The 16,688-nt window shown below is 68.0% G+C and carries 16 protein-coding genes; 7 read left to right on the forward strand and 9 right to left on the reverse strand.

Annotated features, from left to right (window positions below; translation table 11 throughout):
• Window positions 1–107 precede the first annotated feature (107 nt).
• The 4 genes from ACNKW1_RS04055 (at window position 108) to ACNKW1_RS04070 (ending at window position 4,835) form a co-directional block, all read left to right on the forward strand.
• Window positions 108–467 carry a hypothetical protein gene (locus ACNKW1_RS04055; protein ID WP_418363297.1) on the forward strand — a complete coding sequence of 120 codons (360 nt, stop codon included), beginning with the start codon at window positions 108–110 and terminating at the stop codon, window positions 465–467.
• 171 nt (window positions 468–638) lie between these two features.
• The gene (gene rlmM, locus ACNKW1_RS04060) at window positions 639–1,733 is read left to right on the forward strand and encodes a 23S rRNA (cytidine(2498)-2'-O)-methyltransferase RlmM (protein WP_418363298.1); all 1,095 of its coding nucleotides are present in this window, start codon (window positions 639–641) and stop codon (window positions 1,731–1,733) included.
• Window positions 1,734–1,875: 142 nt separating this feature from the next.
• Window positions 1,876–3,375, forward strand: coding sequence for a DEAD/DEAH box helicase (locus ACNKW1_RS04065; RefSeq protein ID WP_418363299.1), 1,500 nt, complete (start codon window positions 1,876–1,878; stop codon window positions 3,373–3,375).
• A gap of 116 nt (window positions 3,376–3,491) precedes the next feature.
• Entirely contained in the window at window positions 3,492–4,835 is a 1,344-nt protein-coding gene (locus tag ACNKW1_RS04070; protein ID WP_418363300.1) for an EAL domain-containing protein, read from the forward strand.
• On the opposite strand, the gene ACNKW1_RS04075 is transcribed toward ACNKW1_RS04070, so the two are convergent.
• The 9 genes from ACNKW1_RS04075 to ACNKW1_RS04115 form a co-directional block, all read right to left on the reverse strand.
• The gene (locus tag ACNKW1_RS04075; protein WP_418363301.1) at window positions 4,829–5,179 is read right to left on the reverse strand and encodes a hypothetical protein; all 351 of its coding nucleotides are present in this window, start codon (window positions 5,177–5,179) and stop codon (window positions 4,829–4,831) included. The genes ACNKW1_RS04070 and ACNKW1_RS04075 overlap by 7 nt on opposite strands.
• Before the next feature lie 98 nt (window positions 5,180–5,277).
• Window positions 5,278–6,657 (reverse strand): NAD(P)(+) transhydrogenase (Re/Si-specific) subunit beta, encoded by a 1,380-nt coding sequence (locus tag ACNKW1_RS04080; protein ID WP_418363302.1) that lies wholly within the window; start codon window positions 6,655–6,657, stop codon window positions 5,278–5,280.
• Complete coding sequence (locus ACNKW1_RS04085) at window positions 6,654–6,959, reverse strand: NAD(P) transhydrogenase subunit alpha (protein ID WP_004324745.1); 306 nt, start codon at window positions 6,957–6,959, stop codon at window positions 6,654–6,656. The genes ACNKW1_RS04080 and ACNKW1_RS04085 overlap by 4 nt, the downstream gene beginning before the upstream one ends.
• 13 nt (window positions 6,960–6,972) lie before the next feature.
• Window positions 6,973–8,097 carry an NAD(P) transhydrogenase subunit alpha gene (locus ACNKW1_RS04090; RefSeq protein WP_418363303.1) on the reverse strand — a complete coding sequence of 375 codons (1,125 nt, stop codon included), beginning with the start codon at window positions 8,095–8,097 and terminating at the stop codon, window positions 6,973–6,975.
• A gap of 194 nt (window positions 8,098–8,291) precedes the next feature.
• Window positions 8,292–9,041, reverse strand: a complete 750-nt coding sequence (locus ACNKW1_RS04095) for a PP2C family protein-serine/threonine phosphatase (RefSeq protein ID WP_418363304.1) — start codon at window positions 9,039–9,041, stop codon at window positions 8,292–8,294.
• Between the two features lie 130 nt (window positions 9,042–9,171).
• Window positions 9,172–10,449, reverse strand: coding sequence for a glycolate oxidase subunit GlcF (gene glcF / locus ACNKW1_RS04100; RefSeq protein ID WP_418363305.1), 1,278 nt, complete (start codon window positions 10,447–10,449; stop codon window positions 9,172–9,174).
• Window positions 10,450–10,452: 3 nt separating this feature from the next.
• On the reverse strand, window positions 10,453–11,538 hold the full coding sequence (gene glcE / locus ACNKW1_RS04105; RefSeq protein WP_418363306.1) for a glycolate oxidase subunit GlcE: 1,086 nt from the start codon (window positions 11,536–11,538) through the stop codon (window positions 10,453–10,455).
• A gap of 14 nt (window positions 11,539–11,552) precedes the next feature.
• Window positions 11,553–13,064, reverse strand: a complete 1,512-nt coding sequence (locus ACNKW1_RS04110) for an FAD-linked oxidase C-terminal domain-containing protein (protein WP_418363307.1) — start codon at window positions 13,062–13,064, stop codon at window positions 11,553–11,555.
• A gap of 138 nt (window positions 13,065–13,202) precedes the next feature.
• Window positions 13,203–14,084 (reverse strand): LysR substrate-binding domain-containing protein, encoded by an 882-nt coding sequence (locus ACNKW1_RS04115; protein WP_418363308.1) that lies wholly within the window; start codon window positions 14,082–14,084, stop codon window positions 13,203–13,205.
• A gap of 188 nt (window positions 14,085–14,272) precedes the next feature.
• Between ACNKW1_RS04115 and ACNKW1_RS04120 the strand changes: the two genes are divergently transcribed.
• From ACNKW1_RS04120 to rpmA, 3 genes are all read left to right on the forward strand, one after another.
• Window positions 14,273–15,976: a SulP family inorganic anion transporter gene (locus ACNKW1_RS04120; RefSeq protein WP_418363309.1), complete on the forward strand. Its 1,704-nt coding sequence runs from the start codon at window positions 14,273–14,275 to the stop codon at window positions 15,974–15,976.
• Between the two features lie 88 nt (window positions 15,977–16,064).
• Window positions 16,065–16,376 carry a 50S ribosomal protein L21 gene (rplU, locus tag ACNKW1_RS04125; protein ID WP_297358894.1) on the forward strand — a complete coding sequence of 104 codons (312 nt, stop codon included), beginning with the start codon at window positions 16,065–16,067 and terminating at the stop codon, window positions 16,374–16,376.
• A gap of 20 nt (window positions 16,377–16,396) precedes the next feature.
• On the forward strand, window positions 16,397–16,660 hold the full coding sequence (gene rpmA / locus ACNKW1_RS04130) for a 50S ribosomal protein L27 (protein WP_324526200.1): 264 nt from the start codon (window positions 16,397–16,399) through the stop codon (window positions 16,658–16,660).
• Window positions 16,661–16,688: the final 28 nt, after the last annotated feature.

A 16,688-nucleotide genomic window follows, 5' to 3' on the forward strand; every position in this document is an offset into this window, starting at 1 on the left:
AACGCGCCGAATTATAGTTCTCCGCTACACCACGAATTGTAAAAGTGCTTCAGAATCCAGCCTCACGCGTCGATAAGACCAAGACTCCGTCTCCGAACCTGCCCGCCATGCGCCGCTCCACTTCGCGCCCCCCCGCTCCCGCCTTCCTGCGCGTCCTCCTGTTCGCCCTGCTGCCTCTGCTGTCAGGTTGCGATCAGGTCGCCGAATTGCTCGAACTGCCCAATCCGTCGCGGGACGCAGCCCGTGCCGAAGCAGAGGGCCGCGCCATCGGCAGCGCATGCAGGCACGCAGGACGGTCCCTGGAAGACTGCTATGCGCTCAACGGCAGCGCCGACAAGGCCGCGATCTTCGCCGGATGGCGAGACATGAACGACTACATGATGGAACACAAGCTCGAGGTCGTGCCCTCACGCCTGCTCCCGGACGGCACACCCTTGAAGACGCCCCCACCCTCGGACGCCGGCTGAGCCAGCCGACGCACCCTGCAGGATGTCCGCCTGCATCCTGCAGGCTCGTATCCCGCACGCCCCTATCCTCGCCATCGTGCCCGTGGCGGCTTATCATCCGGAACTGCCAGCCTGGCACTCCGGCAAGGCCGGCCACATCCAATCAGTCCGCCGCGTTCAGGCGCCCCCATCATGAACCAGCACACCCCCGCCTCCGGCCTGCAATGCGCCGGCCTCATCGGCTATTGCCGCGCAGGCTTCGAGAAGGAGCTCGCCGGCGAGCTCGACGATCTCGCTGCCGAAGCGGGCCTGATCGGATACGTCCGCGCCGATCCCGATGCTGCCTACGCAGTGTTCGAAACCTTCGAGCCCTCCCCGCTGGGAGACTTCGGCACCGCCACGGACTGGCGTCGCTCGGTATTCGCGCGCCAACTCCTCCCCTGGTTCGCACGCATCAACGACCTGCCCGAACGCGACCGCGCCACGCCGATCATCGCGGCGGTCAAGGCAAGCGGCCAGCGCTTCTCCGGCGTCGTGCTGGACACCCCCGACACCGACGAAGCCAAGCAGCGCTCCGGCTTCTGCAAGCGCTTCACCGAACCGCTCACGCAGGCGCTGGAGAAATCGGGCTGCCTGCGCACCAGCCGCACTGGCCTGCCCGTGCTGCATGTGATGTTCACCAGCGCCACCACCGCATGGCTGGCCGCTGGCCAGCCGGGGCAGTGCTCGACCTGGCCGATGGGCGTGCCGCGTCTGCGCATGCCATCGAACGCACCGAGCCGATCGACCATGAAGCTCGCCGAGGCCTTCATGACCCTGCTTGACGACGGCGAACGCGACAGCATTCTGCGCGCCGGCCAGCGCGCGGTAGACCTGGGCGCAGCGCCCGGCGGCTGGACCTGGCAGCTGGTGCATCGCGGGCTGCGCGTGACCGCGATCGACAACGGCCCGCTGCGCGACACCGTCATGGCCACCGAGATGGTCGAGCACCTGCGCGCCGACGGCTTCACCTGGCGCCCGCCGCGCCCGGTGGACTGGATGGTATGCGACATGGTCGAGCAACCCTCGCGCATCGCCTCGCTGATGGCCGAATGGGTCGCCACCGGCCGCTGCCGCTACACGATTTTCAACCTCAAGCTACCGATGAAGCGCCGGCTCGAAGCGGTCGAACAGTGCCGCGAGTTGATCCGCAAGCGCCTCGCCAGCATCGGCCCCTTCGATCTGCGCATCAAGCACCTGTACCACGACCGCGAGGAAGTCACCGCCTTCCTCACCCTCAAGCGCTGAGCACGAGCTCACCCGCCCCCTGCCCGCCTCTTCGGGGAAACTGGCAAACCCCTTGGCGGGTAAAGGTTTTTTGCCGCGTGTATAATCCGCGCTTTATCACAACGGCGAAGCATTTGCGATCGCCCACGCCCCGAAGGTACCCATGAGCTTTGCCGATCTCGGCCTCATTCCCGAACTGCTTCAGGCCGTCACGGACGCTGGCTACACCGAGCCCACGCCGATCCAGCGCCAGGCCATCCCCACCGTCATCGCCGGCCACGACGTCATGGGCGGCGCTCAGACCGGCACCGGCAAGACGGCCGGCTTCACGCTGCCGCTGCTGCATCGCATCGCGCGCCACGCCAGCACCAGCACCTCTCCTGCCCGGCACCAGACCCGCGCGCTGATCCTCGCCCCCACACGCGAACTTGCGATGCAGGTGTACGAGTCGGTCAAGACCTACAGCAAGCACCTGCCACTGCGCTCGGTGTGCGTCTATGGCGGCGTTGACATCCGCCCCCAGCAAGCAGAGCTGCGCCGCGGCATCGAGGTCGTCATCGCCACCCCGGGACGGCTGCTCGACCACGTCGAACAGAAGTCCATCAACCTGTCCCAGGTCGAAGTGCTGGTCCTGGACGAAGCCGATCGCATGCTGGACATGGGCTTCATCCCCGACATCAAGCGCATCCTCGCCCTGCTGCCCGCCAACCGCCAGAGCCTGCTGTTCTCGGCCACCTTCTCGGACGAGATCAAGAAGCTCGCCGACCAGATGCTGAAGAACCCGCAGCTGATCGAGGTCGCGCGCCGCAACATGGTGTCGGAAACGATCACCCACGTCGTGCATCCGGTGTCCTCGGGCATGAAGCGCAACCTGCTCGCCCACCTGCTGCGCCACAAGCCCGACACTCAGGCGCTGGTGTTCGTCGACACCAAGCTCGCCTGCGGCCGCCTCGCGCACTTTCTCGAGCGCCACGGCGTCTCCGCCGATGCCATCCATGGCGACAAGGGCCAGCAGCAGCGCACCGAGACGCTCGAAGCCTTCAAGAGCGGCAAGCTGCGCGTGCTGGTCGCGACCGACGTGGCGGCACGCGGCATCGATATCGATGAGCTGCCCTACGTCATCAACTTCGAACTCCCGCATACGGCAGAAGACTACGTACACCGCATCGGCCGCACCGGCCGCGCCGGCCACCAGGGCAACGCGATCTCGCTTGTGTGCGCGGAGGAAAAGCACCGCCTCGCGGACATCCAGAAGCTGATCAAGCTCGAGATCCCGCAGGAGCCCGTCCCCGGCTTCGATCCGGAGCCCGAGTTCTTCGAGGCCGGCAGCCGCGCCGGCCGCCACCGCCGTTCCAGCGTCGACCAGGACACTGCAGCCCCCGAGAGGTCCCCGCGCGCGACGAGAACGGCGCCGGTCAGCGAGGGCAAAGGCCGGCAGGACGGCGCCTCCGGCGAGGCGCGCGCACGACAGCGCCGCGGCGGCCGTGGCCACGTGGCCGCAGACGGGTTCGACTTCAGCAAACCCTACGAACCGGCCCAGCCACCAGTCGCTGTTTCCGCCGAGGCCGGCATGGCGGGCCTGGCCGCGGGCGCACAGCCCGAACCCGCCCGCCGCGGGCAGCGCCCAATCGCGGTCCTGCTCGGCGGTCTGGGCCGGAAATAGGCGGCAGCACGCCGCCTATTCCGCCCACGGGCACGGAGCGCACAGGATTAAGCTTCCCTCACCGCGCACCGGCCGAACCACGGCCGGCCTTCTCGACTTCATTGCCCAGCCCAGCCGTGACCCTCCCCGGACGCCGCCCCAACCCGCTTGCACCCGCTGCCCTGCCCGCGCAGGATGTGCCCGGCGCGAGCATCGAACCCTTTCTACCGGACCTCTCCGAGGGCGCAGAGGCCGGCGTATATCTCGCGTTGCTCGAGCTGATCGACGAAGGCCTCCTGATCACCGGCGACGATCTCGTGCTCGACGCCAACAGCGCCGCCTGCCGCCTGCTCGGGCGTGACTACCGCGAGGTCGTCGCCCGCCCGCTCGCTGCGTTGTTCCCCTCCGAAGCGGCGTTTCTCGAGGCACGGCGGCGACTCCTGATCGAGGGCGAGCGGCGCGGCACGCTCGCCTTCGCCCGCCCGGATGGGCAAGCGCACGCGCTGAACTTCATTGCCGCACCCAGACTGCGCCCCGGGCTGCATGCGATCGTCCTCGCCGCGCCGCACGCGCACGCGGCGCCTGAGGCCTCGCACAGCCCGCAGGAACTCGATCAGCGCATGCGCCAGGCGCGCAGCACGCTGGTGCATGCGCGCCGTGTCGGAGGTGCACGCAGCGGCGCCTATCTGAATCCGCTGGACGCGGGGTTCGACCTCGAATGGCTGGAAAAGGGCCTCACGGAGGCACTCGCGCACGATGAGCTGGTGCTGCAGTTCCAGCCCCTGGTCGATGCGCGCACGGGGAAGCTCTTCGGCGGCGAAGCCCTGCTGGGCTGGCAGCATCCCAAACGCGGGCTGCTGCCCTTCCAGCGTTTCGACGACACCATCGGCAACCCCGACCTGCGCATCGCGCTGGACACCTGGGCGCTGTCGAACGCATGCCAGGCCGCACATCGCTGGCCTGCCAGCAGTACGGGTATCCGGGTGACGGTGAATCTCTCCATCGAGCGCCTGCTGGCGCCCGGCCTCGCAGAAGAGGTGCGCACGACCCTGCAGGCATCCGGCCTCGCACCCCGCCTGCTGGAGCTCGACCTCCCCGAACAGGTGCTCGAGCTGGACAACCCACGCATCTCGGAAACCCTGCGCGAACTGCGATCCATCGGCGTTCGCCTGGCGATCGACGGCTTCGGCGCTGGGCTGTCCTCCGTTCCCCGGCTGCGCCGCTCGGCGGTGCACGCGCTAAAGCTGGACCCCGGAATCATTCGTGGCGTCGGCAAGGATGAGGACAGCGAGGCGACGGTCGAGGCGATCGGCGCAATGGCGGGCGCCCTCGGCCTAGAGGTGCATGCACGCGGCGTGGAGGATCCGGGGCAGCAGGCCTTCCTCGTGGCGCTTGGCTGTCATCTGCAGCAGGGCCCACTGTTCGGGCCGCCGGTCGATGCCCGGTACTTCGCGCTCCCCGACGGACGGCACGCTCAGTAGTCGAGCAGGGTCCGGCAATTCTCTTCACGCCCGGTCATGCTGCTGAAGCGCTGCAACTGCGCACGCACGAAATCATTGGCCACCGTGGCGTCCGCGCAATACTCGCGCAGCTGCATCGCCTGCGCCACGAACTGCAGGCGTCGCGTGACGTCTGCACGCGCCGGGAAGGGATAGCCATCGGTCCTGCGCCACTCCGGCACCGTCCTGGCACCCGGAGCCGGTGCTGCGTCCACGCCCGCCGGCTGTGCAGGCGCAGCGTCCGGCACGACCTGCGGCATCTGAGCCTCCGCCATGGCGAGCATGAATGCCAGCACCACGCCAGACAGTGCGCGCACAAAACGCATCGGACCGCTCCCGGAAACAGACTGCTTCCGTTCACGGCCCGATGCGGTTCCGACTTGAGTCGAATCTGCCGGCCCAGCGGCCGGCAGCGGGGAGGAAATCATGCTTCCATCGACTTCACGTGCTGGATGACCTCGCCGATCGCTTCCTGCGCGCTGCCGTAGAGCATGCGGCAGTTGTCCTTGTAGAACAGCGCATTCTCGATGCCCGAGTAGCCCGCCCCCTTGCCGCGCTTGACCACGATGACGTTCTGCGCCATGTCCGCATTGAGGATCGGCATGCCGTAGATCGGGCTCGACTTGTCGGTGCGCGCGACCGGGTTCACCACGTCGTTGGCGCCGATCACCAGGGCCACGTCGGCCTGCGCGAAGTCGTTGTTGATCTCGTCGAGGTCGAAGATCTTGTCGTAGGGCACGCCCGCTTCGGCCAGCAGCACGTTCATGTGGCCCGGCATCCGGCCCGCGACCGGGTGGATCGCGAAGCTCACCTCGACACCGCCCTCTTCGAGCAACTGCGCCATCTCCCACACCTTGTGCTGGGCACCGGCCACCGCCATGCCGTAGCCCGGCACGATGATGACCTTCTGCCCGTAGCGCATCAGCGCCGCCGCATCCATCGCCGAGAGCTCGCGCATCGTGCCCTCGACCGTCTCGCCACCTTCGGCCGCGGCTCCCGTGATGGGGGCGAAGATGATGTTCCTGATCGGACGGTTCATCGCCTTGGCCATGAGCTGGGTGAGCAGCATGCCCGAGGCGCCCACCACGATGCCCGCCACAATCAGCGCCGGATTCCCGATCACGAAGCCCTTGAAGCCCACCGCCAGGCCCGTGAAGGCGTTCAGCAGCGAGATCACCACCGGCATGTCGGCGCCGCCGATCGGCATCACCAGCACCACGCCGAGCGCGAGCGCGAGCGCAAAGAACAGGAAGATCTCGAAGCCGCCCGGATGTGTCGAGTACGCCACCGTGAGGCCGATGCCGATGGTGATGACCGAGAGCAGGAAGTTGATGTTGTTCTGCCCCGGCAGACGGATCGCCTTGTTCATCAGCCCCTGCAGCTTGGCAAACGCCACGCACGAGCCCGAGAACGCCACCGCACCGATCACCGCACCCAACGCGAGCAGCGTGGAGGTGACGCTGTCGTGCGGCACTCCGCGCACCAGCTCGATCGCCGCAATGCCGGCCGCGGCACCACCGCCCATGCCGTTGTAGATCGCGACCATCTGCGGCATGTCGGTCATCTTGACCACCTTGCCGCTGTACCAGGCAGCACCGCCCCCGAGCACGATCGCCAGCACCATCAGGCCGACGTTGTGCAGGTCGGGCATGAAGAAGGTCGCCACCGTGGCGCCGATCATCGCGTACCCCGCCCAGACCACCCCCTTGCGGGCCGTCACCGGCGAGGCCATGGCCTTCAGGCCGAAGATGAACACGACGGCGGCGATGAAGTACGCCATGCTCACGAACCAGTTCCCGCTCATTGCTCACCCCCCTGCTTGCGGCCACCGGCCTTGAACATGCCCAGCATGCGCTCGGTGACGATGTAGCCACCGGCCGCGTTGGCCGCACCGAGGAACACCGCGAAAAAGCCGATCAGCAACTGCAGCGGACTCTCCGGGTCGGCATGGCCGAGCGCCACCATGGCGCCGATCAGCACCACACCATGCACGAAGTTCGAACCCGACATCAGCGGGGTGTGCAGGATCACCGGCACGCGCGAGATCACCTCGTAACCGGTGAACGCGGCCAGCGCAAAAATGTACAGCGCGGTAAAACCATCCATGACGCGATCCTCCTTACAGTCCGAGCGCCTGCTTGACGCCGGCGTGGCGAAGCTCGCCCGCGTGCGTCAGGCAGCTTCCGGCCATGACCTCGTCCTCCCAGTCGAGCGCGAGCGCACCGTCCTGGATGAAGGGCGAGATGAAGTTGAACAGATTCTTGGCGATCATCTCCGAGGCATGCACCGGCATGCGGCTGGCGATGTTGGTCGGGCCGATCACGAGCACGTCGTTGATCCACACCTTCTCGCCCGCGACCGTGCCCTCGACGTTGCCCCCGGTCTCGGCGGCCATGTCCACGACCACCGCGCCCGGTTTCATGCGCGCGATCATGTCGGCGGTGATGATCTTCGGCGCCTGCCTGCCCGGGATGGCCGCGGTGGTGATCAGCGCATCGCACTGCGCCACCGCCTTGGCCAGGCGCTCGGCCTGCTTGGCCTTCTCTTCCTCGGTGAGCTCGCGTGCGTAGCCACCACTGCCCGCCGCCGACACCCCGGTGTCGACGAACTTGGCACCGAGCGATTCGATCTGCTCGCGCGTCTCGGGACGCACGTCGTAGGCCTCGACCATGGCGCCGATGCGGCGCGCGGTGGCAATGGCCTGCAGCCCGGCCACCCCGGCGCCGATCACCAGCACCTTGGCCGGGCGGATGGAGCCGGCCGCGTAGGTCAGCATGGGGAAGAACTTGGGCGAGTGGTCGGCCGCGATCAGCGCGCACTCGTAGCCGGCAACCGCGCCCTGGCTGGACAGGATGTCCATGCTCTGCGCACGCGAGATGCGCGGCAGCAGCTCCAGCGCGAACGCGGTGATCTGGCCGTCGACCAGCTGCTGCACGCGCTCGGCGCTCGCCCACGGCTGCAGCATTCCGCACAGCACGCTGCCCGGCTTCAGCGCTGCGAGCACCTGCGCGTCGGGCGCCTGCACACAGAACAGCACGTCGGCCGCAGCGGCCACCTCCGCCGCGCTGTCGACGAACGTCACGTCGGCAAAATCCGCATCCCGGAAGTGGGCCGCCTTGCCCGCCTCCTTCTGCATGACAACCCGGGCACCAAGTCCCAGGTACTTCTTGACTACATCCGGAACGACCGACAGGCGTCGTTCGCCGGAGCGTGTCTCCGTTGGCACTCCGATGACCAGAGGCATGGGCGTACTCCTTCCAATAGGGCTTTAAAGACGGAACTGAGTCGAATGCGTCGGCCGCATCTTGATTTGTTCTGATCCCCCTGCCCCGCGCAAAGCGCATCGGGGCCGACACAGGACCGATATTACCGTCATTCGGGGAGGGCGCAAGCCGCGCACCAGCCACACGCCGCCGCGGGCGGGCCATCGGCCTGGCGTCAGGCGGGGGGTACGAGCTTGATGACCGCGAGCGAGATGTTGTCGCCGATCCCGCCCGAGCGCTCACGGGCAGTCGCGATCAGGCGCTCCGCGGCGCTGCGCGGCGGCAGCGCCTGCAGCGCGGCCGCCAGTTCGGAATCGGAGAAGTGCCCCCACAGCCCATCCGAGCACAGCAGGAAGCAGTCCCCCGCTACGGGCGACTCCTCGCAGCCATACTCGATGCGCGGCTCGCGTTCACTGCCCAGGCAGGACAGCAGCACGTTGCGCTGCGGATGGTTCTGCGCCTCCTCCTCACCGATGCGGCCCTTGCGCACGAGCTCGCCGACCAGCGAGTGATCTCGCGTGCGTGACACCGTTTGCGCTCCGCGGAAGTGATACATGCGCGAGTCGCCACAATGCGCCCAGTAGGCCTTGCCCTGCTGCAGCAGGAACACCACCGCCGTGCTGTGCGGGTCCTGCTCGCTGGTGAAGCGCGTCAGCTTGATGACGACATGGGCTTCGTCGATCACGCTGCCGAGCAGCTCTCGCGGCGTCTCGTGCAGGGGCGCGTAGGTTTCGAAATTCTGCCGGGCGCGGATCAGCACCTGCTCGGCCGCCATCGCCCCGCCGCTGTGCCCACCCATGCCGTCCGCGAGCACGGCCATCACCAGCCCGGAGCGCTTGGGATGGCCGAACAGTGCGACGCGGTCCTGCTGTTCCTTGCGGTCGCCGATATGCATGGCAACACAGGTTTCGGCGGTAAAGGACATGGGGGAGTCAATTCGGTGGCGGCATGCACACCGCAGGGTCAGGATCGGCCGATGATAGCAACCGGCTGCCCACTCCGGAGCGCAAGCCCCGGAATGGAAACACGCCAAGCGGCGCGGGCTGTGACAAATGTCACACCCTGCCCCGCTCGGCGCCTCGCAAGGCTAACGCGTGCACGCCGCGCAGGCGAGCATCGAGCAGCTCGACCCAGTGCCGCACCGGCGTCTGCGTGCCCGCCTGCAAGTGGGTGATGCAACCGATGTTGGCCGAAGCGATGCTGCCCGCCCTGCCTTCGAGCAGGCAGTCGAGCTTGTTCGCACGCAAGCGACCCGAAAGCTCCGGCTGCAGCATCGAGTAGGTGCCCGCCGAACCGCAGCACAGGTGTGCGTCGCGCACCGGCGTCAGGTCGAAGCCTGCAACCGTGAGCAGGGCCTCCACCTTGCCGCGGATGCGCAGTCCATGCTGCAGCGTGCAGGGGGCATGCCAGGCCAGCTTCTCGCGCGGCTGGGCGTGCGCTGCCAGCGCAGCCTCCAGGCTGACCACCTCGGCCGCCACCACCTCGCCGATGTCGCGCGTAAGCGCAGCCACCCGCTTCGCCTTCTCTGCGTAGGCCGGATCGTGCTGCAGCATGTGGCCGTAGTCCTTGACCTGCACGCCACAGCCCGACGCCGTCATCACGATCGCCTCGACGCTGCCGGCCTCGATCGCGGGCCACCAGGCGTCGATGTTGCGGCGCGCGTCCTCACAGCCGCCCGCCTGGTCGTTGAGGTGAAAACGCACCGCACCGCAGCAGCCCGCACCGTCCGCCTCGACCATGGAGATGCCCACCGCATCGAGCACGCGCGCCGCCGCCGCATTGATCGAAGGCGCCATCGACGGCTGCACGCAGCCCGCGAGCGCAATCACCCGGCGCGCATGCCGCGGCGCCGGCCACATTCCAGCCGCACGCGCCTCGGGCACCTTGGCCTGCAGCGTCTTCGGCAGCAGGCCGCGCACCGACTGACCGGCCTTCATCGCCGCCCCGAACAGCCCGGGCCGCGGCACCAGCGTGCGCAGCGCACGGCGCACGAGCGCGTCCGCGCCCTTGCGCGGCACGCGCGCCTCCACGACGTGGCGGCCGATGTCGAGCAGGCGGCTGTAGTGCACCCCCGACGGGCAGGTCGTTTCACAGGCGCGGCAGGTCAGGCAGCGGTCGAGGTGCAGGCGGGTCTTCTCGGTCGGCTCGGCACCTTCGAGCACCTGCTTGATCAGGTAAATGCGCCCGCGTGGGCCGTCGAGCTCATCGCCCAGCAACTGGTAGGTCGGACAGGTGGCGGTGCAAAAGCCACAATGCACGCACTTGCGCAGGATCTCTTCGGCTTCGCGCCCCTCCGGGGTATCGCGGATGAATTCGGCGAGTTGGGTCTGCATGGATCAGAACTCCGGATAAAGGCGGCCCGGGTTGAAAATACCCGCGGGGTCGAAGGCCTGCTTGAGCCTGCGGTGAATGCTTGCAAGCGGCGCGGACAGCGGCTGAAAGACCTCGCCGCCGCGATCGCCTCCGCGGAAGGCGGCCGCATGACCGCTCAGCTCCGCGGCACGTGTCCGGATGCGTGCACCATGCGCCGAAGCCCCATCGCCTTCAGCCACCACCCAGCGCAGCGCGCCGCCCCACTCCACCACCTGCCGGCCCGGCAGCGCCAGCGCCGGCGCCGTACTCGGCAGCGACACCCGCCACAACACCTCGCCGGGGCCGAGCACGAAGGGCGTCGCCGCGTGCTCGCACACCCCATCCCACAGCACCGCGGCATCGGTTGGTGCGAGTTGCTCGCCGCCCAAGCGCTCGATCGCCGCGCGTACGGCCGCCTCGGCCCCCGACAGGCGCAGGTGAAGCGTGCCCCCGTGCCACAGGCTGGCCGACACCGGCAATGGCTGGCCGCCCCACTCGTTCACCCGGCGCAACGCCGTCGGCTCATCGAGTTCGAAGCGCAGCGTCGCCTCGGCCACCGGACGGGGCAGCACCTTCAGCGACACCTCGAGCAGGATGCCGAGCGTGCCCAGGCTGCCCGCAACCAGACGCGAAATGTCGTAGCCGGCCACGTTCTTCATGACCTGGCCACCGAACTTCATGACCTCGCCGCGGCCATCCATGAGCTTCACGCCCAGCATGAAGTCGCGCACCGCACCCATGTTCGCGCGCCGCGGGCCGGACAGACCTGCCGCTACGCACCCCGCCACCGTCGCGCCGGCACCGAAGTGCGGCGGCTCGAAGGGCAGATACTGCCCGCGCGCGGCCAACGCCGCTTCGAGCTCGGCCAGGGGTGTCCCACCCCGCACGATCACCACCAGTTCGGTCGGCTCATGCGCCACTACGCCCGCATTGGCGCGCAGGTCGAACGGCTCGCCCACCGGCGTGCGGCCGTAGAAATCCTTGCTCCCGCCGCCACGCAGGCAGAGCGGGGTTTTTGCCGCAGCCGCCGCACGCACGCGTTCGGCCCATTCCCTTTCGATCGTCGTCATCGTGTCCTTCCTGCTCAGAAGCGCGGGATGTCCGGATAGGGCACGTGGCCCTTGCTCACCTTCATGCGGCCGTACTCAGCGCAACGGTTGAGCGTGGGGATCGCCTTGCCGGGGTTGAGCAGCCCGGGCGGATCGAACGCGGCCTTGACGCGGAAGAACTGGCGCACCTCGGCGGCGGTGAACTGCGCGCACATCTGGTTGATCTTCTCCAGCCCCACGCCGTGCTCGCCGGTGATGGTGCCGCCCAGCGCCACCGACAGTTCGAGGATCTCGGCGCCGAAGGCTTCGGCACGCTCCAGTTCGTCCGGCTGGTTGGCGTCGAACAGGATCAGCGGGTGCAGGTTGCCATCGCCAGCGTGGAAGACATTCATGCAGCGCAGGCCGTAGCGGCCCTCCATCTCCTGGATCGCGGTCAGCATCTCACCGAGGCGCTTGCGTGGGATGGTGCCGTCCATGCAGTAGTAGTCGGGGGAAATTCGCCCCGCCGCAGGGAACGCCGCCTTGCGGCCGGCCCAGAAGCGCAGCCGCTCGGCCTCGTCACGCGAGACGCGGATCTCGGTGGCGCCGCTACCTTCCAGCACCGCGCGCACGCGGCCGATCTCCTCGGCGACCTCCTCCGGCGTGCCGTCGGCCTCGCACAGCAGGATCGCCTTGGCATCCAGCGGGTAGCCGGCACGCACGAACTCCTCCACCGCCGCGGTGGCAGGCTGGTCCATCATCTCCAGCCCGGCGGGGATAATGCCGGCGGCGATGATCTTCGCCACTGCATCGCCCGCACGCACCACATCGTCGAAGGCCGCGAGCACGCACTGCGCAAGCTGCGGCTTGGGCACCAGCCTGACCGTCACCTCGGTAAGCACCAGCAGCATGCCCTCCGAGCCGGTCACCAGCGCGAGTAGGTCGTAACCGGGCGAATCGAGCGCCCCCGAGCCGATCTCGACGATCTCGCCCTCGATGGTCACACCGCGCACGCGCAGGAGGTTGTGCACCGTCAGTCCGTACTTGAGGCAATGTACGCCGCCAGCGTTCTCGGCCACGTTGCCACCGATCGAGCAGGCGATCTGAGAGGAAGGGTCGGGCGCGTAGTACAGGCCGTGCGGGGCGGCGGCCTCGGAGATGGCGAGGTTGCGCACGCCCGGCTGCACGATGGCGGTGCGAGCGAGCGGATCGAGCTTCAGGATGCGGTTGAAGCGTGCCAGCGACAGCAGGACACCCCGGGTATGGGGCAGCGCACCGCCCGACAGCCCGGTGCCTGCGCCGCGCGCCACCACCGGCACGCCCAGCTCGAAGCAGATGCGCAGCACCGCGACCACCTGCTCTTCGGTGGTGGGCAAGGCCACCACCAGCGGCAACGCCCGATACGCTGCCAGACCGTCGCACTCGTAGGGGCGCAGGTCCTCGGCGTCGTATATCAGCGTGCCGGGCGGCAGCACGCGGCTGAGCGCCTCGATCACGCGCGCCTTGTCCACGCTGGAAAAGTCGCGCTCGGTCTCGCCGAACGCCAGCACTTCAGCTTCGGTATTCATCGTCTCCGGTCCTCGCCTTGGGCCTGCGGCGGATCCCTTCGCCCGCCACGTCGCGCAAGTATAGGCGCCGGGCAAACGCCACGGCTTGATGCATTTTTGCCGGGGCGTTGAAGAAACTTCGCCACGCCCGACCTTGTATCAGGGCAGCACGCCCTGCAGCCAGTCGACGAAGGCGGCGCACTCCCAGCGCTCGAGTGTTCCCGGCGCCCAGCAGATGTAGTGACCGAAGGGCGAACGCATCGGGCGCTCCGACAGATTGAGCAGTCGGCCACTGTCGAACCAGGCTGCGCCCAGCTTGTGCCGTACCAGGACCACGCCGAAGCCGCTCGCCGCTGCGTCGTAGGCCAGCCCCAGGTCGTTGAACTGCGCGCCATTCAGCGGCTCGGTGAGCGCGAGCCCGCAATGCGCATACCAGTTCCCCCACGGTTCGAGCGGGCTGCGGATCAGCCGTACCCGGGCGCACTCTGCTTCGTGCTCGAAGCCGTCGAAAGGGCCGAACTCGTCGAGGAAGGCGGGGCTGCACGCCGGGGTCACCACATCGCGCAGGATCAGCCGGTGCTCCACGTCCGTGTACCCCCCCAAACCGTAACGGATCTCGAGGTCGGCTGCTTCGGCGGTGACGTCGCGCAAGGGAATCGAGACGTGCAGCGTGAGCTCGATGTCGGGATAACTGCGACGGAACAGTTCGAGTTTTGGCATCAGGAACTGGCGGCAGAAGGAAGGCGTGACCGCCACCCGCAGGCGGCGCGGCCCGACCGCCGCACGCTCGCCCGGCATCTGCTGCAGCGCCGCGAGCGCCGTGTCCACATGCTGCAGATAGGTTTCGCCCTCGTGGGTGAGGGTGAAATCGCCGCGGCTGAACAGGCGCACGCCGAGGTGGGTCTCAAGCTGGCGGAGCCGATGACTGACCGCACTCACCGTCACGCACAGCTCCTCCGCTGCACGGCTGGCGCTGCGCAAGCGCGCCACCGCCTCGAAGGTGAGCAGGCACTGTATCGGGGGGATGCGGCGTGTTGCCATCGGGACGGGACTCCGGACCATCTGAAGCGCCGCCGCATTATGCGCGCGCCCTTGGTGTGAATGCACCTCAGGCACTGCATCCGCAGTTTGATCGTGCCCTCGTTCTCGTTACCATGGCACCCCTGCCCACGGCCAACGCCGCAGCGAACAATTCGCCCGCAACCGGGTGATCGCCCACATCCGCCCAGATGCCCACACTCCAGCGCCTGCTCCCCTTCCTGTCCTGGCCCACGCAATGGCGCGCCGCCGGCGTGCGTGGCGACCTGATCGCGGGGGTGACGGTGGCGCTGGTGATGATTCCGCAGGCGCTGGCCTACGCCAAACTCGCCGGCCTGCCGCCGCACATCGGTCTGTATGCGGCGCTCGTCCCCGCGGTGATCGCGGCGCTGTTCGGCTCCTGCGGCCAGCTCTCCACCGGCCCGGTAGCCCTTACCAGCCTCATGGTCGCCGCCAGCATCCTGCCGCTGTCCGGGCTTGCCGGGGGCGATCTGCTCGGGCTCGCGCTACTGCTCGCACTGCTCTCGGGACTCATCCAGCTCGCGCTCGGGCTCATGCGCCTCGGCTGGCTGCTGAACCTGCTCTCGGTGCCGGTGCTGATGGGCTTTGTGAACGCCGCGGCGCTGATCATCTGCCTCACCCAGGTTCCGCCTCTGCTCGGCCTGGCCATGCCCTACTCGCAGCACCTGGTGCTGGATTTCGCACACGCCCTGGGCGGGCTCGCGGCACCGCACCTGCCGTCCCTGGGCTTCGGCCTGGGCAGCCTGGCGGCGCTGGCCGCGCTCAAGCGGCTGTGGCCGCGCCTGCCTGGCGTGCCACTGGTGGTCGCCGGGGCCACCGTGCTGTCGGCATGGACCGGTTTCTCAGCCAGCGGCGGGGCCGTGGTCGGCGAGATCCCGCGCGGACTGCCCGAACTCAGTCTGCCGCCGATGCGCCTCGACCTCGTGATCGCGATCCTGCCAGCCGCCTTCGTCATCGCGATGGTCAGCTTCATGGAGGCGGCCTCCAGCGCCAAACTGATTTCAGGGCGCACCCGGCAGGCCTGGCAACAGGACCAGGAGCTGATCGGCCAGGGGCTGGCGAAGATGTCCGCCGCCTTCACGGGCGGCATGCCCGTCAGCGCATCCTTCTCACGCTCCGCGCTCAATTATGTGAATGAGGCCCGCACGGGGCTTTCCTCGCTGATCACGGCTGGCCTGGTGCTGCTCGCGCTGCTGTACCTCACCCCACTGCTGTGGCACCTGCCCAAGCCGGTGCTCGCCGCAGTCATCCTGCAGGCGGTGGCTGGCCTGCTCGACGCCGGGGTGCTGCGGCGGGCCTGGCGTGCAAGCAAGGATGACGGCGCGGCCGCCGCCGTCACCTTCGTCGCCACGCTGGCCTTCGCGCCCAACATCCAGAACGGCATCTTCACCGGCCTCATGCTGTCGCTCGGGCTGTTGGTCTATCGCGGCATGCGCCCACGCGCCGCCCTGCTCGGTCTGCACGCGGACGGCACCTACCGCGACCGCGAGCGCTTCGGGCTCGCCCACCCTCATCCCGAACTAGTGATCCTGCGCTTCGACAGCCCGCTCAGCTTCGTCACCGCTGCCACCTTCGAGGATGCGATGCTCGGCGCCGCGCGCGCGCAAGACAGCGTCCGCATCGTGCTGGTGTCGGCCGCCGGCATCAACGACATCGACGCCACCGGCCTTCACACCCTGGCCGGCCTGATCGAGCGCTTCAACGCCCAGGGCCAGAAGATCGCCTTCTGCGGGCTGAAGAAGCAGGTGATCGACGCCATGGAGCGCGACGGCGTTTGGGCGCGCATCCAGGCGCAGGCGAGTTACCGCACCGAACACCATGCGCTGGACGCGCTGCTGCCCGAACTCGCACCGCGTCAGGCAGAAGCGGAATAACGCACAAGCCGCTGATCGGCATTGACTTTCTCCGCCGCCCCCGCTAGAGTGCGCGATTCTTCGCAGACCCATCAACTGGAGCAACACCATGTACGCGGTGATAAAAACCGGTGGCAAGCAGTATCGCGTTGCCGCTGGCGAAAAGATCAAGGTAGAACAGATACCGGCCGACGTGGGTTCCGAAATCACCATCGACCAGGTCTTCATGGTCGGTGAAGGCGACGCCGTCAAGATCGGCACGCCGGTGGTTGCCGGGGCTACCGTCAAGGCGACCGTGGTTTCCCACGGCCGTCACGACAAGATCAAGATTTTCAAGATGCGCCGTCGCAAGCACTACCAGAAGCACCAGGGGCATCGTCAGAACTACACCGAGCTTCGCATCGAAGCGATCTCGGCCTAAGGCGCAGGAGGTAATCCGACATGGCACACAAAAAAGCTGGCGGTAGTTCGCGTAACGGCCGCGACTCGGAATCGAAACGCCTCGGCGTCAAGCGCTACGGTGGTCAGTTCGTGCTCGCAGGCAACATCATCGTTCGCCAGCGCGGTACCGAGTACCACCCGGGCGACAACGTCGGCATCGGCAAGGACCACACCCTGTTCGCACTCAAGGACGGCGTCGTCCAGTTCGCGGTCAAGGGCCCCTCGCGTCGCCGCACCGTGATCATCGTGCCGGAAGCGGCCTGATCGCGCGCGTTTGATCGCACTGCAGTAC

This window comes from Thauera sp. WH-2, assembly GCF_048321015.1.
In the GTDB taxonomy this organism is placed as follows: Bacteria; Pseudomonadota; Gammaproteobacteria; order Burkholderiales; family Rhodocyclaceae; genus Thauera.